Annotated in this window: 15 protein-coding genes; 4 read left to right on the top strand and 11 right to left on the bottom strand. The window is 31.7% G+C overall.

The window, feature by feature from the left end:
- Window positions 1–56: 56 nt before the first annotated feature.
- Both B2217_RS04635 and aspS read left to right on the top strand, forming a co-directional pair.
- Complete coding sequence (locus tag B2217_RS04635; protein ID WP_180906385.1) at window positions 57–1,964, top strand: amino acid permease; 1,908 nt, start codon at window positions 57–59, stop codon at window positions 1,962–1,964.
- Between the two features lie 120 nt (window positions 1,965–2,084).
- Window positions 2,085–3,842 carry an aspartate--tRNA ligase gene (gene aspS / locus B2217_RS04630; protein ID WP_180906386.1) on the top strand — a complete coding sequence of 586 codons (1,758 nt, stop codon included), beginning with the start codon at window positions 2,085–2,087 and terminating at the stop codon, window positions 3,840–3,842.
- Window positions 3,843–4,147: 305 nt separating this feature from the next.
- On the opposite strand, the gene B2217_RS04625 is transcribed toward aspS, so the two are convergent.
- The 5 genes from B2217_RS04625 to B2217_RS04605 all read right to left on the bottom strand — a co-directional run bounded on the left by B2217_RS04625 (window position 4,148) and on the right by B2217_RS04605 (window position 7,959).
- On the bottom strand, window positions 4,148–4,741 hold the full coding sequence (locus B2217_RS04625) for an RNA polymerase sigma factor (protein ID WP_038336347.1): 594 nt from the start codon (window positions 4,739–4,741) through the stop codon (window positions 4,148–4,150).
- A gap of 230 nt (window positions 4,742–4,971) precedes the next feature.
- Entirely contained in the window at window positions 4,972–5,100 is a 129-nt protein-coding gene (locus tag B2217_RS04620; RefSeq protein WP_260442848.1) for a hypothetical protein, read from the bottom strand.
- A gap of 113 nt (window positions 5,101–5,213) precedes the next feature.
- Entirely contained in the window at window positions 5,214–6,218 is a 1,005-nt protein-coding gene (gene gap / locus B2217_RS04615; RefSeq protein WP_180906387.1) for a type I glyceraldehyde-3-phosphate dehydrogenase, read from the bottom strand.
- Window positions 6,219–6,249: 31 nt separating this feature from the next.
- Window positions 6,250–7,233 (bottom strand): 6-phosphofructokinase, encoded by a 984-nt coding sequence (pfkA, locus tag B2217_RS04610; RefSeq protein ID WP_038336350.1) that lies wholly within the window; start codon window positions 7,231–7,233, stop codon window positions 6,250–6,252.
- A gap of 72 nt (window positions 7,234–7,305) precedes the next feature.
- Window positions 7,306–7,959 carry a DUF4294 domain-containing protein gene (locus B2217_RS04605; protein WP_286501234.1) on the bottom strand — a complete coding sequence of 218 codons (654 nt, stop codon included), beginning with the start codon at window positions 7,957–7,959 and terminating at the stop codon, window positions 7,306–7,308.
- Between the two features lie 61 nt (window positions 7,960–8,020).
- Here B2217_RS04605 and B2217_RS04600 point away from each other — a divergent pair, with 61 nt between their 5' ends.
- Window positions 8,021–9,112 carry a M42 family metallopeptidase gene (locus B2217_RS04600; protein WP_219034484.1) on the top strand — a complete coding sequence of 364 codons (1,092 nt, stop codon included), beginning with the start codon at window positions 8,021–8,023 and terminating at the stop codon, window positions 9,110–9,112.
- A gap of 90 nt (window positions 9,113–9,202) precedes the next feature.
- Here B2217_RS04600 and B2217_RS04595 read toward each other — a convergent pair whose 3' ends face one another.
- Complete coding sequence (locus tag B2217_RS04595; protein ID WP_219034896.1) at window positions 9,203–10,252, bottom strand: acyltransferase family protein; 1,050 nt, start codon at window positions 10,250–10,252, stop codon at window positions 9,203–9,205.
- The gene (locus tag B2217_RS04590) at window positions 10,252–10,857 is read right to left on the bottom strand and encodes an IMPACT family protein (protein WP_219034897.1); all 606 of its coding nucleotides are present in this window, start codon (window positions 10,855–10,857) and stop codon (window positions 10,252–10,254) included. The genes B2217_RS04595 and B2217_RS04590 overlap by 1 nt, the downstream gene beginning before the upstream one ends.
- Before the next feature lie 73 nt (window positions 10,858–10,930).
- Between B2217_RS04590 and B2217_RS04585 the strand changes: the two genes are divergently transcribed.
- Window positions 10,931–11,416, top strand: coding sequence for a hypothetical protein (locus tag B2217_RS04585; RefSeq protein WP_291052412.1), 486 nt, complete (start codon window positions 10,931–10,933; stop codon window positions 11,414–11,416).
- 41 nt (window positions 11,417–11,457) lie between these two features.
- Here B2217_RS04585 and ribD read toward each other — a convergent pair whose 3' ends face one another.
- The 4 genes from ribD to B2217_RS04565 are packed head-to-tail and all read right to left on the bottom strand — an operon-like array spanning window position 11,458 to window position 15,848.
- Complete coding sequence (gene ribD / locus B2217_RS04580) at window positions 11,458–12,510, bottom strand: bifunctional diaminohydroxyphosphoribosylaminopyrimidine deaminase/5-amino-6-(5-phosphoribosylamino)uracil reductase RibD (RefSeq protein ID WP_219034899.1); 1,053 nt, start codon at window positions 12,508–12,510, stop codon at window positions 11,458–11,460.
- Window positions 12,511–12,519: 9 nt separating this feature from the next.
- Entirely contained in the window at window positions 12,520–14,382 is a 1,863-nt protein-coding gene (locus tag B2217_RS04575) for a DUF349 domain-containing protein (protein WP_286495758.1), read from the bottom strand.
- A 54-nt stretch (window positions 14,383–14,436) separates the two neighbouring features.
- Window positions 14,437–15,174, bottom strand: a complete 738-nt coding sequence (locus B2217_RS04570) for a shikimate dehydrogenase family protein (protein WP_219034901.1) — start codon at window positions 15,172–15,174, stop codon at window positions 14,437–14,439.
- Window positions 15,171–15,848, bottom strand: a complete 678-nt coding sequence (locus B2217_RS04565; protein WP_219034902.1) for a VTT domain-containing protein — start codon at window positions 15,846–15,848, stop codon at window positions 15,171–15,173. The genes B2217_RS04570 and B2217_RS04565 overlap by 4 nt, the downstream gene beginning before the upstream one ends.
- Window positions 15,849–15,852 lie beyond the last annotated feature (4 nt).

The following is a 15,852-nucleotide window of genomic DNA, read 5'->3' as shown; positions in this document are numbered from 1 at the left end:
GATTCTATCCGATTTTGGGATTGTCTTTTTTATATTTGCCCGTTTTTAAATAAATTATGTCACAATTATTCAGAAAAAAATCTGTCGAATCCATTTTAGCAGAGTCTGCAAAGAACACGTCTACAATGAAAAGAACCTTAGGTGTTCGAGATTTAACAGGTTTTGGTATCGCCGCAATTGTTGGAGCTGGTATTTTTAGTACCATTGGTCGAGCAAGTTTCGAGGGCGGTCCAGCAGTTATCTTCCTTTTTATTTTTACGGCAATTGCCTGTGGTTTTACAGCTTTTGCTTATGCAGAATTTGCTTCGTTAGTGCCTGTTTCGGGTAGTGCGTATACCTATAGCTATGTTGCATTTGGAGAATTATTTGCTTGGGTAATTGGTTGGGCATTGATTATGGAATATGCGATTGGGAATATTGTGCTCGCGATTTCGTGGAGTGATTATTTTACCACCTTGCTCTCCGGAATGGGATTACATCTGCCAGAATGGATGACAATGGATTATTTTACGGCGAGAGAAGGTTTTGAATTTGTTTCGAATGAATTAGCGAAAGGTAAAACATTAGAAGGAATTGCGAATTCGCCTTATGCACAAGAAATCCCAAAATATTTAGCTTTCAAAGATGCACCATATTTAGGATTCAATTTAGTGGTGGATATTCCTGCATTAATCATTACTTTTTTGATTACAGCTTTGGTTTATCGCGGTATTAATGAATCGAGAAAAGCAAGTAACGCAATGGTTGTGTTAAAATTAGCAGTGGTGCTTTTGGTAATTGTGGTTGGCGCTTTTTATGTGAATCCAGATAATTGGAATCCTTTTGCACCGAATGGAGTAGGAGGCGTTTTGGCTGGAGTTTCGTCTGTTTTTTACGCTTATATTGGGTTTGACGCGATTAGCACAACTGCGGAAGAATGTAAAGATCCGAAGCGAGATTTGCCTCGTGGAATTTTTGCGTCTATCATTATTTGTACTGTTTTATATGTGCTGATTGCTTTAGTAATTACGGGAATGGTTCATTATTCTGAATTGAATGTTGGAGATCCTTTGGCGTATGTTTTTGATAAAATTCAAGATTTAAAGTGGTTGGCAGGAATTATTGCTTTTTCGGCTGTAGTAGCGATGGCGAGTGTATTTATTGTTTTTCAAATTGGGCAACCTCGTATTTGGATGACAATGTCTCGCGATGGTTTATTACCAAAGAAATTTTCTACTATTCACCCAAAATTTAAAACACCATCTTTTGCGACTATTTTTACTGGATTTGTTGTAGGTATTCCTATTTTATTTACAGATTTAGAATTGGTTGTTGATGCTTGTTCTATCGGAACTTTGTTTGCTTTTGTGTTGGTTTGTGCGGCTGTACTTCGTATGGATGCTGATCCAAATGCGAAAAGAGGAAATTTTAAAACGCCTTTTATCAATGCAAAATACATTATGCCAATTGTAACTGCGGTGATTGTATTTTTATGCGCAACAACGTTTAAAGATGATTCGATTGATTTCTTTACGAATAAACCGCAACCTATGCCAGTTGAACATTTTGTAAGTTCGTTAACGCCAAAAGAACTAAAAGATTCTTATGCAACAATTAATGAATTAACAGGATCTGAAATTGAATTTTTGGATGATTATTTGGCTCAACTATCACCAGAACAATACAAATCTACTTTGAGCAAATTGCCAGTTTATGAGGATAAGAAGATGGAAAAAGGTTGGGATGTTTTCAAACACAAAATTCCAATGATTCTATTCTTAATGATTTATGTTTTTATGGTTGTTAGAACGTTTTTCAAAAGAACTTCTATTATTCCACTTGCAGGTATGTTATGTTGTTTTTATATGATGGCACAATTAGGATTAAAAAACTGGATGATTTTCTTGATTTGGATCGCAATTGGTTTGACAATTTATTTTACATACGGTTATAAACATAGTAAGTTGAGAAATCAAAATTCATAATAGTAAAAAAGCGATTCAATTTTGAATCGCTTTTTTCTTAAAATTATTTCATCAAAAAAGTTATATAACTTCTTTATTTCACCTCAAAACTCTACCTTTGTCTTATAAATTTGACGACAAATGTTTAGAACTCATACTTGTGGTGAATTAACACAAGCCAACATTAATGAAAAAGTAACGTTAAGCGGTTGGGTATCAACGCTACGTGACAAAGGTTTTATGATGTGGATCGATTTACGTGATCGCTACGGAATCACACAAATCATCTTAGATGAAGAACGTTCTTCGAAAGAATTATTTGAAACTGCTCGTCATTTAGGACGTGAGTTCGTAATTCAAGTTACAGGAACTGTAATCGAAAGAGCTTCAAAAAATCCAAACATTCCAACAGGAGATATCGAAATCTTAGCAGAAAACATTACAATTTTAAATGAATCTGCATTGCCTCCATTTACAATCGAAGATAATACAGATGGTGGAGAAGATATCCGTATGAAATATCGTTATTTAGATATTCGTCGTAATCCAGTAAAAGAAAAATTAATCTTCCGCTCTAAAGTTGCGCAGGAAGTTCGTAAATATTTAGATGCACAAGAATTTGTAGAAGTTGAAACTCCAGTTTTAATCAAGTCTACACCAGAAGGTGCACGTGATTTTGTGGTTCCATCTCGTATGAATCCAGGTGAATTTTATGCATTACCACAATCGCCACAAACATTCAAACAATTGTTAATGGTAGGAGGTCTTGACCGCTATTTCCAAATTGTAAAATGTTTCCGTGACGAAGATTTACGTGCAGACCGTCAACCAGAGTTTACACAAATTGACTGTGAAATGTCGTTTGTTGAACAAGAAGATATCATGAATGTTTTCGAAGGTTTAGCAAAACATTTATTACATACATTCAAAGGTTTAGAATTTGATCAATTTCCAAGGATGACATTTGCAGAAGCAATGCGTCGTTATGGAAATGATAAACCAGATATCCGTTTTGGAATGGAATTCGGTGAAATTACAGACTTAGCGAAAGGAAAAGATTTTAAAATATTTGATGAGCAAGAATTAATCGTCGGTATTGCTGCTGAAGGATGTAATTCTTACACGCGCAAAGATATTGATAAATTAATTGAGTGGGTTCAACGTCCTCAAATTGGGGCAACTGGACTTGTTTGGGCACGTTACAACGAAGACGGAACGTTTAAATCTTCTGTAGATAAATTTTATTCACAAGAAGATTTAGCTGCTTGGGCTGAGCGTATGGATGCAAAACCAGGTGATTTGATGTTAGTAATGTCTGGTAATACAAATAAAGTACGTGCGCAATTATCGGCTTTACGTATGGAAATTGCAGAACGTTTAGGTTTACGCAATCCAGAAGTTTTCGCACCTTTATGGGTTGTAGATTTTCCATTATTAGAATGGGATGAGGAATCTGAAAGATATCACGCAATGCATCACCCATTTACTTCTCCAAAACCAGAGGATATGGAATTAATTGCGACTAATCCAGGTGAAGTTCGTGCAAATGCATATGATTTAGTTTTAAATGGTAATGAAATCGGTGGAGGTTCTATTCGTATTTTCGATAAAGAAGTTCAAGCAAGAATGTTCGAATTATTAGGATTTACGCCAGAACAAGCAGAAGCGCAATTTGGTTTCTTAATGAACGCTTTCAAATACGGAGCGCCACCTCACGGAGGTTTAGCATTCGGTTTTGACCGTTTTGTATCGATTTTAGATGGTTCTGAAACAATTCGTGATTACATCGCGTTCCCTAAAAATAATTCAGGTCGTGATGTTATGATTGATGCGCCTTCTCCAATTGATCAAACACAAATGGATGAACTGAATATTGCGTCAACATTTGTTGCAAAATAAAAAGAAAAAATTTCTATAAATATTAAAGACTACTTAGATAAGTAGTCTTTTTTTGTTTCAAATTATAGATATATAAAAAGCCTAAAATGTATAACATTTTAGGCTTTTCTAATCTTTATTAAAGATAAATTAATTTAAATTAATGATATAATCCTCATGTAATATCGTTGATTTAACAAACTTAATTGACTTTGAAAAAGATAATATTTTGATTATAGTAAATTGTTGTGGTTCTTGATTTTCAGAATAAAATTCAATCATAAAAACTTATTTTACTTAAAACGCTAATAAGATAAGTTTATTTTTTAATCAACTGTTAAAATAATGTTATTATTTTCAATTACTTTTCTAAGATTGATAATAGCATATCGCATTCTTCCTAATGCTGTATTTATACTAACATCAGTTTCTTCTGCAATTTCCTTAAAACTTAATTCTTTAAATATTCTAAGTTCTAATACCTCTCTTTGATCTTCTGGTAACTGAGTGACTAAATTTCTTAAATCATTTTCAATTTGTGATTTAATGATTTTAGTTTCAGAACATTCATCACTGATACCAATAAAGTCAAAAATATTATATTCTTCATTGTAACCAACAGTTTCGCTAACCGTAGGCATTCTTTTGTTTGATCGAAAATAGTCAATAGTTAAATTGTGAGCAATACGCATAACCCAAGGCAAAAATTTACCTTCTTCGTTATATCGTCCACCTTTTAATGTAAGGATTACTTTGATAAAAGTGTCCTGAAATATATCTTCAGTTACGTCTTTATCTAAGACTTTAGAGTATATAAAACTATAGATTCTTCCTTTGTATTTCTCTATCAATGTTTCTAAAGCATTTTCATTACCTCTCAAATAATCTTGGATTAATAAAGAGTCGTCTTCATAGTTCATAGTAGCAATTGTTAATTTTTAAAGTAGAATTAAATCTATAGGCTGTATTTTTTTGTTTATTCAAATATAGGTAAACAAAAATTTCTTACAAGTTTTTTAACATAATTATTCATAATTTTTTTTAAAAATTTCTTAAAAAAATAAATAATTGTTAATTTTTGCTATTATGTATAATAATGTATTCACTTTATTGTGGATTTAATAAAGCTATAAATAAGAGTTGTATAGAATTAATTTAGATGAATTGTATTCTTAGAACTCATTTTTTGTATTTTAACATTTGATAAAGATTTAGAGAAGGATAAAATTTTATCTATGGTTGATTTTTTTGGACCTAAAGTTTTTAATTCTTTTTTCATGTAAGTGGTTTAAAAAATTAAAATCAAATATTAGTCCACAATATTAATTTATTGTAAAAAAGTCTTCTCAATCTGAGAAGACTTTCTAAAATAAACTATTTTTTAATCTAGGATTAAATCTTTGCGATGTGTTGAACTAAATCAACTACTTTGTTTGAGTAACCAATTTCGTTGTCATACCAAGCAACTAACTTAACGAAAGTAGGGTTTAGCATGATACCAGCTTCTGCATCGAAAATAGATGTTCTTGTATCACCTACGAAATCTTGAGATACAACAGCATCTTCTGTGTATCCTACAATTCCTTTCATATCTCCTTCAGCAGCTTCGCGCATTACTTTTTTGATTTCGTCGTAGTTTGTTTCTTTTGCTAATTTAACTGTTAAATCAACTACAGAAACGTCAACTGTTGGTACACGGAAAGACATTCCTGTTAATTTTCCGTTCAATTCTGGAATTACTTTTCCAACTGCTTTTGCAGCACCTGTAGATGATGGAATGATGTTTACCATTGCGCTACGTCCACCTCTCCAATCTTTCATTGATGGTCCGTCAACTGTTTTTTGAGTTGCAGTAGTTGCGTGAACTGTAGTCATTAAAGCTTCCACAATTCCGAAATTTTCGTGAATTACTTTTGCTAATGGTGCTAAACAGTTTGTTGTACAAGAAGCGTTAGAAACGATTGTATCTTCTGCTGTCACAGATTCGTGGTTAACCCCCATTACAAACATAGGAGTATCATCTTTAGAAGGACCTGTTAAAACAACTTTTTTCGCTCCAGCTTCGATGTGTTTTCCTGCAGTTTCTTTTGTTAAGAATAAACCTGTTGCTTCGATTACGATATCAGCTCCAACTTCGTCCCATTTCAAGTTTGCTGGGTCTCTTTCTGCTGTAACGCGAATTGTTTGTCCATTAACAATTAAGTTTCCGTTTTCTACTTTAACTTCTCCGTTAAATTTTCCGTGAACCGAATCATACTTTAGCATATAAGCTAAATAATCAACGTCTACTAAATCGTTAATACCTACGATTTCAATATCGTTTCTCTCAATAGCAACCCCGAAAACAAGGCTACCAATTCTTCCGAATCCGTTGATTCCAATTTTAATTTTTGACATAGTATATATAATTTCCCTTTATATTAAATGTTTAAATCGCTAAAATATTAGCTACTTTGATTAACTCTTCGTCAATCTCATTGTGTTTTTTGATGGCTTCATCTATCGCTGTAAATACAACTTTATTAGAGCGAATTCCAGCCATAAGATTTGTTTTTCCTTCTAATAAACCTTCTACAGCAGCAATTCCTAAACGACTTGCTAAAACGCGATCGTGACAAGATGGAGAACCACCACGTTGTATGTGTCCTAAAACAGTTACACGAATATCATATTCAGGATGACGATTTTGAACTTGTTTTGCTAATTCAAAAACTCCACCTAATTTTTCACCTTCTGCAACTACAACGATGCTTGATTTTTTTCCAGATTTTTCTGAACGTTCCAAAGAAGAACATAATTCTTCGACGCTATCACGCTGTTCTGGAATCAAAATATCTTGTGCACCTGAAGCAATTCCACTATTTAAAGCAATAAAACCTGCATCACGTCCCATAACTTCTACAAAAAATACACGATCATGTGAAGTTGCTGTATCTCTTAATTTATCAATTGCATCAATGACAGTATTCAAAGCTGTATCATATCCAATTGTAAAATCTGTTCCAAAAATATCATTGTCAATTGTTCCCGGAATTCCAATAAATGGAACACCAAACTCTTGATGAAAGATATTTGCTCCTGTAAAAGAACCATCTCCACCAATTACAACTAAAGCATCAATGTTATTTTGTTTTAGATGATCGTATGCTTTTTGACGACCTTCTGCAGTTTTGAATTCTAAAGAACGAGCTGTTTTAAGGATTGTACCACCTTGATTGATAATGTTTTTTACCGAACGAGGTCCAAGTTCAATCATATCATTGTTAATCAAACCTTCGTAACCTTGACGGATTCCTACTGATTTGATATCGTAGTACTTACATGCTCTTACAACGGCACGTAAGGCCGCATTCATTCCAGGCGCATCACCTCCAGAGGTTAATACACCAATTCTTTTTATATTGTTTCCCACGTTTTTCCCTTTATTAAATCAAATATAATAAAAAATCAGAATATTATTATAATTGGTAGTATGAAAGATAAATTAATCTTCGTCGACAGGTTTTAACGTTCCGTCTGCAAAATCTCGTTGAAGAATAACTGCAATATACAAATCTTCTCGAGTTCGCTTCGGATCATAAGTTTGTTTCAGATCAATATTAAATGCGCCACTTGCAGCTTGATAAAGAAAAGCATTCAATCCGCCACGTAATTCTTTTATAATATCGTATGTTGTTTTATCGGTTTCTTTATAGATTAATTTAGTAAGAATTTGTCCTCGAGAGCTTGACATATTTTTTAATTGATTCTCAAATTGATCAGCTAAATCCTTTTGACGAGATTTAATAAAACGTTTTTTGTCTCGTCTTTTATCCATAGTTTGAATCGTATCCGATACATAATTATATTCTCTAACAGCAGTTCTTACATAGGGCCAAACATCGCGAACACGCTTTCTTAACCATAAATAATACTTTTTTTCTAAATCAGTTTTTAAATGAACCGAATAACTATTCATTTCATTAAGATGTATTGTGTCTAAAGGATTAAAAGCAAATTCATCTAAATTAATTGAATCATTTTTAATTTCTTGTGCAGGATTTTTTCCACCTAAATCTAACCCAAAAATTTGAGCATTAACATTAGATAATCCAATAAAAGTAAGTAGTAAAGTTATATGATAGATATAAAATTTCATATCAGAATTAGTTCAAAAATTGTTCCTAAAATTAGTACATTTGTTAGATAAATAAACTAAAATGAGTACAAATAATTTGTTTGATCAACAATCTTTGGATTTTTTGACAAAATATTTAAATACAGCATCACCTACAGGTTTTGAAAGTGAAGGACAAAAAGTTTGGATGGATTATATCAAACCATATGTAGATGAAGTAAAAACAGATAATTACGGATCTGCTTATGGCGTGATTAATCCCGAAGCGAAGTATAAAGTTGTGATTGAAGCGCACGCTGATGAGATTTCTTGGTTTGTGAATTATATTTCTGATGACGGATTGATTTATGTGATTCGTAACGGAGGATCAGATCATATGATTGCGCCTTCTAAAGTGGTTAATATTCATACCAAAAAAGGAATTGTGAAAGGTGTTTTTGGTTGGCCAGCAATTCATTTGCGTCAAGCAGGAAAAGACGAAGCGCCAACTCCAGATAAAATTTGGATTGATACAGGTTGTACATCGAAAGAGGAAGTTTTAGAACTTGGAATTCATGTTGGTTGTGTGATTACTTATCCTGATGAATTTTTTACGTTGAATGACCGTTATTTTGTTTGTCGTGCGATAGACAATAGAATGGGAGGGTTTATGATTGCTGAGGTTGCACGTAAATTGGCAGAAAATAAAGATCAATTAGATTTTGGTTTATACGTTGTAAATGCGGTTCAGGAAGAAGTTGGATTGCGTGGTGCGGAAATGATTACGCAAACAATTAAACCAAATGTTGCAATTATTACGGACGTTACACACGATACAACGACGCCAATGATTACAAAATCGAAAGAAGGTGAGCAAAAATGTGGTGATGGTCCTGTTGTTTATTATGCGCCAGCTGTGCAAAATAATGTGCGTGAATTAATTATTGATGCAGCTGAGAAAAATAATATTCCTTTTCAGCGTGCGGCTAGTTCTCGTGTAACAGGAACGGATACAGATGCTTTTGCATACAGTAATGGTGGAGTACCTTCGGCTTTAATTTCGTTGCCGTTGCGTTATATGCACACAACTGTTGAAATGGTTCATCAAGCTGATGTAAAAAATGTCATCGAGTTGATTTACGAATCAGTGAAAACAATTAAAAACGAACAAAGTTTTAAATATCATACTGTTTAAAATATAAAGTGATTAAAAAAGAAAAGGCTGTTTTACGACAGCCTTTTCTTTTTTAATATAGATTAATTATTTATATAAAAAACGTCCCTACTACTTCACTTTATCTTTGATCCACTTCGCAACGGGTTTCTCAAAATATTCAAACGTTAATGCACTTAAAATTAAAGCAATTACGAAATAAATTCCAATTTTCTGAAAATCATTGATTTTCGGTAAATATTGATTTCCATATTTTATCACAATCATATGAATCATATAAAATGCAAAACTAATTTCACCTAAATAAACCAATGTTTTATGTTGAAGAATTCTCGAAAAGAAACCTTTTTGTAAAGCAAAAATTAGGACAATTCCAACCATCGGAATCCAATAATAAATTCCGTAACGAAAAGCTCTCGCAACATCATTGTGGAAGTAGAAAAAGATTGCCAAAACAGCAATTGCAGCGATTTCTATTAAAGTTCCTCTCGAAAAATTGATAGGCGTATCTTTTATCTTTTTATAGATTTGACAGGTAATAATTCCTAAAATAAAATCGAAACTGCGAACAATTGGATTGATGTAAAAAATCGCTTTTTCCAATTTCATATTTGTTCTGAAATAAGGTTCTGCAAAAATAATAATCGGAATAATTAGTAATAAAATATATTTCAGTTTCGGGAATTTATGCAACCAAATCACATAAAAAGGAAACATCAAATAGAAAAATAATTCGGTCGAAATACTCCAGGAAACGTTATTAATAGAGAAATAAAAATCTTTTACCGGAATATAAGATTGCAATAAAAATAAGTTCGCACCTGCAATATCCCAATGAAAATAACCTTGCCAAACATTGATGATAACAAATGGTAACATGACACAAAAGGTTAGGACATGAAGTGGATAAATTCGAGCAATTCGCGCGATATAAAACTTCTTTTTATCAAAATTTGGATTGTCGATGACTTTCTTTTCGTAATTAAGCGCTATAACAAATCCGCTTAAAATAAAGAAAAAACCAACACCAAGATAACCTTCGAAAAAGACGTTATTTTTTAGATAATTATACCAAGCTAAATCAGTTTTTACAAACGTTAAATGGCTTAAGAAAACGACAAAAGCAAAGAAAAAACGTAAAGAAGTTAAGCTATTTAGCATTAGTCAATAATTTTAATTTCCATTTGATAATATTCGTCAAACATGCGAATAAATTCTTCCAATTTACTTTCTCTTACTGAAATTGTAAACATACATTTATCAGAAAAATGTTTGTCTTTAATTTCTCCAGAAATCCGATAGACATTGCGTTCTACAATTCCTTGTTGATCATAGTTAAAAACCATTTTCACACGTTTTGAAACAAATTTTTCTACAATATTTGCTTCTTCTAACACAACTTGTGCCGCATATTTATAGGCTTTTACCAAACCAGGAATTCCTAATTTTGTTCCACCAAAATAACGTACAGAAACAATTAAAACATTGGTGATTTCGCTTGATAAAATTTGATTATAAATTGGTAAACCAGCCGAACCATTTGGCTCACCGTCATCATTTGCACGATGATTTTTACCATCTATACCAAGAGCGTACGCGTAACAATGATGATTTGCATCGGGATGAATTTCGCGTAATTGATCCAAATAAATTTTGATGTCATCTTCATTTTCAATTGGATAAGCAAAATTAATAAACTTACTACCCAATTCTTTGAAAATTACATCTTCCACCGCTTTCTCGATTGTACGATAATTGTCCGTCATGTTGTATTGAAAAGTAGCGCAAAGATAGTTTAAATAGTACTTTTAAAGAAAAAAGGTTTTATATTTATGAATGATGAAAAAATTTAATATAAATGAAAGCTTATTTATTTTTATTCATACTAATGTGTTCGAGTATTCTTTTTGCCAGAGTATTTCAAAGAAGGAATTTAAAAGGATCATTAATAATTCAATGATAGATTATAATTATAGAATTATTACAGATAATCAAGATAGTATGTTTTACAAAACTGAAAATCTGAAGATTTATAATAGTTCAATTGGAAAATCTAAATTTCAATTTCGTCGTACAATAGAATTTAGATTTTTGAAAAATAATAAAGTAAATTTAATTGATTGCCAAAATTGTAATGAACCATCATTTTGCTATGTAACAAAAAAACAAAATATTTTTAATTATAAAATTGATAATGTTGGTGGGAAATTAATATTTAAGCTACAAAATAAATTTTATAAAATGAGTTTTCTTGTTGAATCAATAAATAACATAGAATTTGAGAAGAATAAATTTTCTGAAATAATTATTAAACGAAAATTTTAATAAATTCAAATAAATCATAAATAAAAAAAGAACCTTAAAATCTAAGGCTCTTCAATTTCTATTCTATTTTCGAAAATATTTAATTCATCATTCAGAAAACGATGTTTTTCAGTTCGTGTTCCTTTCAGTCGAGGAGCTAAAATTCCTTCATTCCAAATAGTATCCGAGCTCAAAATTCGTGCTTCATCCCACAAATCAGCATCAATAAAATGTCGTATGGTATCACTTCCACCTTCAATAATTAAGGATTGAACATTGTTTTCGTATAAATAATCCATCACTTGTGGCAATATTTTTTGCGTAAAATCTAATTGAACAAGTTCTAAATTTTCTTCAGAACAATTTTCAATCGAATTGAAAATTACAGTAGGTTGTGTTTGATCAAACAAATGGAAACTTCTCGGAATCGCTAAGTTTTTGTCAATCGCAATTCTCAACGGATTATTTCCTTTCCATAATCGTGTGTTAAGTTGTGGATTATCAATCAAAGCGGTGTTTTTTCCAACCAAAATAGCTTGTTCTTCCGTTCGCCATTTATGTACTAACTGTTTTGTATATTGGTTTGTAATCCACAATTGTACATCATCACGCCCCATGTATCCGTCTTCTGTTTGCGCCCATTTTAAGATAATATATGGACGTTTTTTCTGATGAAATGTTATAAAACGCTTATTGAGTTTGATACATTCTTTTTCCAAAACACCAAGCGTTACATCAACACCATTTTTCAACAAACGTAAATAACCTTGCCCATTTACTTTCGCAAAAGGATCTAAAGTTCCAATTATGACTTTTGGAATTTCTTTTTCTATAATCAAATCCGCACAAGGAGGCGTTTTTCCGTGATGCGAACAAGGCTCTAACGTAACATATAACGTAGATTCTTTTAATAATTCTTGATTTTTAACCGAATTAATAGCGTTCACTTCGGCGTGCGGTCCGCCATATTCTGACGTAAAACCTTCGCCTATAATTTTGTTGTTATGTACAATAATAGAACCAACAAACGGATTAGGATATGTTGTTCCTAACCCGTTTGTTGCAATTTGTATACAACGAGCCATATATTGCTCATCGATAGATTGTTGTGTCATGCCTAAAAATTATGCATTAAAATCAATATTGAATAATGTTTTCAGTTTGATTTCTGCTTCAATTAATTTTTTACGTTTATCGTCAATTTGTTTGTAAACGTCTTTTAATAAAGGATTATTCTCATTTGCATTCGAAAAGAAATGTACATTATTATCCAATTGATTGATTTCTTTTTCTAAATCCTCAATTATTTTACGTGTTTTTCTAATCTCGTCATCCAATAAATTTCCATTATTTCCAGATTTTACTTTATTGACAAATGATTTCAACTTATAATCGTTCAATTCATTTTTAGAAAGATTTAAAGCATCTAATTTTTTGTGGTAAACATCTGTAAATTCTTGATTGATTGAAGTTTTTTCTGATGGAACTTTTCCTAAACTTGTCCAATTATGTTGGATTTCTTCTAGTTGTTTCAACGCCTCTTCTTTGTTTTCAGAAATCGTTTGATTTTTGAAATCGTCTAAGAAAGCTTGTTTCTTTTCTAAATTTTGTTCCATTTTTTGATTCGCTTGTTCGTGACGTTTTTTGTAACGATCAAAGAATTGATTACATGTATCTTTGAATTCTTTCCAGATTTTGTCTGAATTTTTTCTTGGAACATGTCCAATTTTTTTCCAATCATTTTGGATTTTTTTAATCACTTGTACAGAAGCATTCCAATCCGTGCTTTCCGTATGTTGTTTTGCAATTTCTAACAAAGCCAATTTCTTTTCAAGATTCAGTTGTTGCTCTGATTTTAGATTTTTATAGAAATCATTTTTGATGTGATTAAATTGTCTTGTCACTTCTTTGAAAGCTTCCCAAGTTGCAGAATTTTTATCTTTCGGAACACGTCCAATTGTGATAAAGTTCTCACGCAAAGAGTTTATTTCAGAAATAGCTTTTTGCCAATCGCCATGCGATTTTGTTGTTGCTTGCTCAGAAATTTCTTTGATACGAGCGATAATTTGATTCTTCTTTTCTAAATTATCTTTTTGCTCTTGTTTTATTTTTTCATTCAATTCCCCTTTACGGTCATGAATTTTATTTGTTAATTCTTTGAATTTTTGCCACGTTGGTTCGCGCAAATCTTCTTGTACAGGGACGGCTTCTTCTTTCCATAAACGATGCAAATATTGCAATTCATTCAAAGCTTTTTGCACGTTTTGCTCTCCAATTAATTCTTCTGCACGTTTAATAATCGATTGACGAACTTCCAGATTATGTGCATAATCCAATGTTTGCAATTCCTTATTCATATCCAAATATGTGTAGAAATTATCTAAGTGGAAAAAATAATTTTTGAATACATTTTCAGCATTTTTGCTCGGAATTCTTCCTGCATTGTGCCAACGAGTTTTTAACTCACGAAATTTCTTGAACATTGCCGCCGAAGAATCACTTGGTTCTTGATACAAGGCTTTCAATTCGTCAATAATTTCTAAACGTTCCTTTAAATTATCAGATTCCTTTTTTTCGTTTTCTTTATGAAAAACTGCTAATTGATTTTTAAAATCGTTGTAAACAGCGTTAAATTTTGCTCTAAAAGATGTTTCGTATTTAAAATCTAATTCATCACCACCTTCACTTAAGAAAGCTTCTTTTTTTGCAGCTTCATCTTCTTCTAATTTAGTTTTGAATGCATCACGAATTTGATTAAAATGCTCGCGAATCTCTTGAACATCATATTTGCTTAATAGATTTTTTGCTTCGTTAATCAAAACATCAAAACTAAATTTTTCGTAATCTTTGAACGAAATATCGCTTATTTTTTCTTGGTTCGTTAACTCTACCGTTTTGTAAGATTCCGTGTTAGAGTCGTTTGTATTTGCAGGTTTAGGTAATTGTTCTCCGTCTGCATTTTGCAGGTTATCCATTTCAGTATTCATAAGAAATTAAGTTTTGTTTCTCAAATCTAATAAAATTTGAGGACAATATCAAGTCTATTTTGTACGATTATTCCAAATTTCCCAAGCTTTTTCGGCTTGTAGAACCAACATTTCGTGACCATTTTTTATTTTGGCTCCATTTTGTTGACCATTTTCTAAAAATTTTGTCAATGGTGGATTGTAAATCAAGTCGTACAATAAATGATTTTCGTTGATAAATTGGTAGGGTAGAAGTGGAGCGATTTCAGTATTTGGAAAAGTACCAGCTGGCGAACAATTCACAATAATTTGATGATTATGAATGATTTCTTTATTTAATTCATCATATGAATAATGATTTTCAGTTTTTGTTCTTGAAACTATTTTATATTCAATTTTCAATAAATCAAGAATATAAAAAACCGCTTTTGCAGCACCTCCATTTCCTAACACCAATGCTTTTTTATGATGAGGTTCTAAAATAGGTTCTATCGAATGATGAAAACCATAACAATCTGTATTATGCCCGATTCGTTTTCCATCTTGTATCAAAACTGTATTAACCGCACCAATTGCTTTAGCTTCTGGTGATAATTCGTCCAAAAATGGAATGATTTCTTGTTTGTAAGGAATTGTAACATTAAAGCCCACTAAACCTTCGGTTTCGAATACTTTTTCTACTTCATCGATTTGCTGTAAATCAAAAACATTGTAGACAGCGTCTACAATGTTTTCGTTTTTAAATTTTTCAGCAAAATAAGATTTAGAAAATGAATAGGAAATATTTCTTCCGATTAATCCAAATTGTCTCATTCTTCTGTTTTATTTTTATTGAATTGAGCTTTCACAATTCGGATAATCAACGGCATATTCGCCAATAATATAATTCCGAAAATGAATTTCTCTAAATTATTTTTTACAATGTCAAACTGACCTAATGTGTGTCCCAAAAGAGAAATAACACCAACCCAAAGTACCGCGCCTATAAAACTATAGGTAATAAATGTGCGATAATTAAGGTTTGTAACACCGCAAATAAATGGAATTATTGTACGAACAACAGGCATAAAACGAGCGATAATAATTGCTTTTTTACCATTTTCGTTAAAAAATTCTGTTGCTTTTTCGATATGTTTCTTTTTAAGAAACCACGAGTCTTTTCGTCCTAAAATCCAGCCACCAAATTTTCGTCCAACATAATAATTTACGTTATCACCAAGAATTGCTGCAACCATCAGTAATGGAATAATATATTCGATATGCAAATGGTTTTGATCATCGCTTGCTGCAATCATTCCAATCGAAAAGATTAGTGCATCTCCAGGTAAAAAAGGCATTAAAAATGACATGATAATTAAGCCTGTTTCAGCAAAAATTATCAAGAATAAAATAGCATATATCCAATAACCGTAATTATTGATAATGTCCATTAATACCTTGTCTGGGCGTTGAACAAAATTAGTGATAAACTCAATAATAGATTGCATTTTT

Origin of the sequence: Empedobacter sp. UBA7620 (assembly GCF_002484185.1) — a bacterium.
Lineage (GTDB): Bacteria > Bacteroidota > Bacteroidia > Flavobacteriales > Weeksellaceae > Empedobacter > Empedobacter falsenii_C.
Note: the sequence above shows the minus strand (reverse complement) of the source record. Positions and strands in the feature narration are given on the sequence as shown.

Coding starts and splice junctions, on each gene's coding strand:
- B2217_RS04635 (WP_180906385.1), top strand. CDS start 57: ATGTCACAATTATTCAGAAAAAAATCTGTCGAATCCATTTTAGCAGAG.
- aspS (WP_180906386.1), top strand. CDS start 2,085: ATGTTTAGAACTCATACTTGTGGTGAATTAACACAAGCCAACATTAAT.
- B2217_RS04625 (WP_038336347.1), bottom strand. CDS start 4,741: ATGAACTATGAAGACGACTCTTTATTAATCCAAGATTATTTGAGAGGT.
- B2217_RS04620 (WP_260442848.1), bottom strand. CDS start 5,100: ATGAAAAAAGAATTAAAAACTTTAGGTCCAAAAAAATCAACCATAGAT.
- gap (WP_180906387.1), bottom strand. CDS start 6,218: ATGTCAAAAATTAAAATTGGAATCAACGGATTCGGAAGAATTGGTAGC.
- B2217_RS04605 (WP_286501234.1), bottom strand. CDS start 7,959: ATGAAATTTTATATCTATCATATAACTTTACTACTTACTTTTATTGGA.
- B2217_RS04600 (WP_219034484.1), top strand. CDS start 8,021: ATGAGTACAAATAATTTGTTTGATCAACAATCTTTGGATTTTTTGACA.
- B2217_RS04595 (WP_219034896.1), bottom strand. CDS start 10,252: ATGCTAAATAGCTTAACTTCTTTACGTTTTTTCTTTGCTTTTGTCGTT.
- B2217_RS04590 (WP_219034897.1), bottom strand. CDS start 10,857: ATGACGGACAATTATCGTACAATCGAGAAAGCGGTGGAAGATGTAATT.
- B2217_RS04585 (WP_291052412.1), top strand. CDS start 10,931: ATGAAAAAATTTAATATAAATGAAAGCTTATTTATTTTTATTCATACT.
- ribD (WP_219034899.1), bottom strand. CDS start 12,510: ATGACACAACAATCTATCGATGAGCAATATATGGCTCGTTGTATACAA.
- B2217_RS04575 (WP_286495758.1), bottom strand. CDS start 14,382: ATGAATACTGAAATGGATAACCTGCAAAATGCAGACGGAGAACAATTA.
- B2217_RS04570 (WP_219034901.1), bottom strand. CDS start 15,174: ATGAGACAATTTGGATTAATCGGAAGAAATATTTCCTATTCATTTTCT.
- B2217_RS04565 (WP_219034902.1), bottom strand. CDS start 15,848: ATGCAATCTATTATTGAGTTTATCACTAATTTTGTTCAACGCCCAGAC.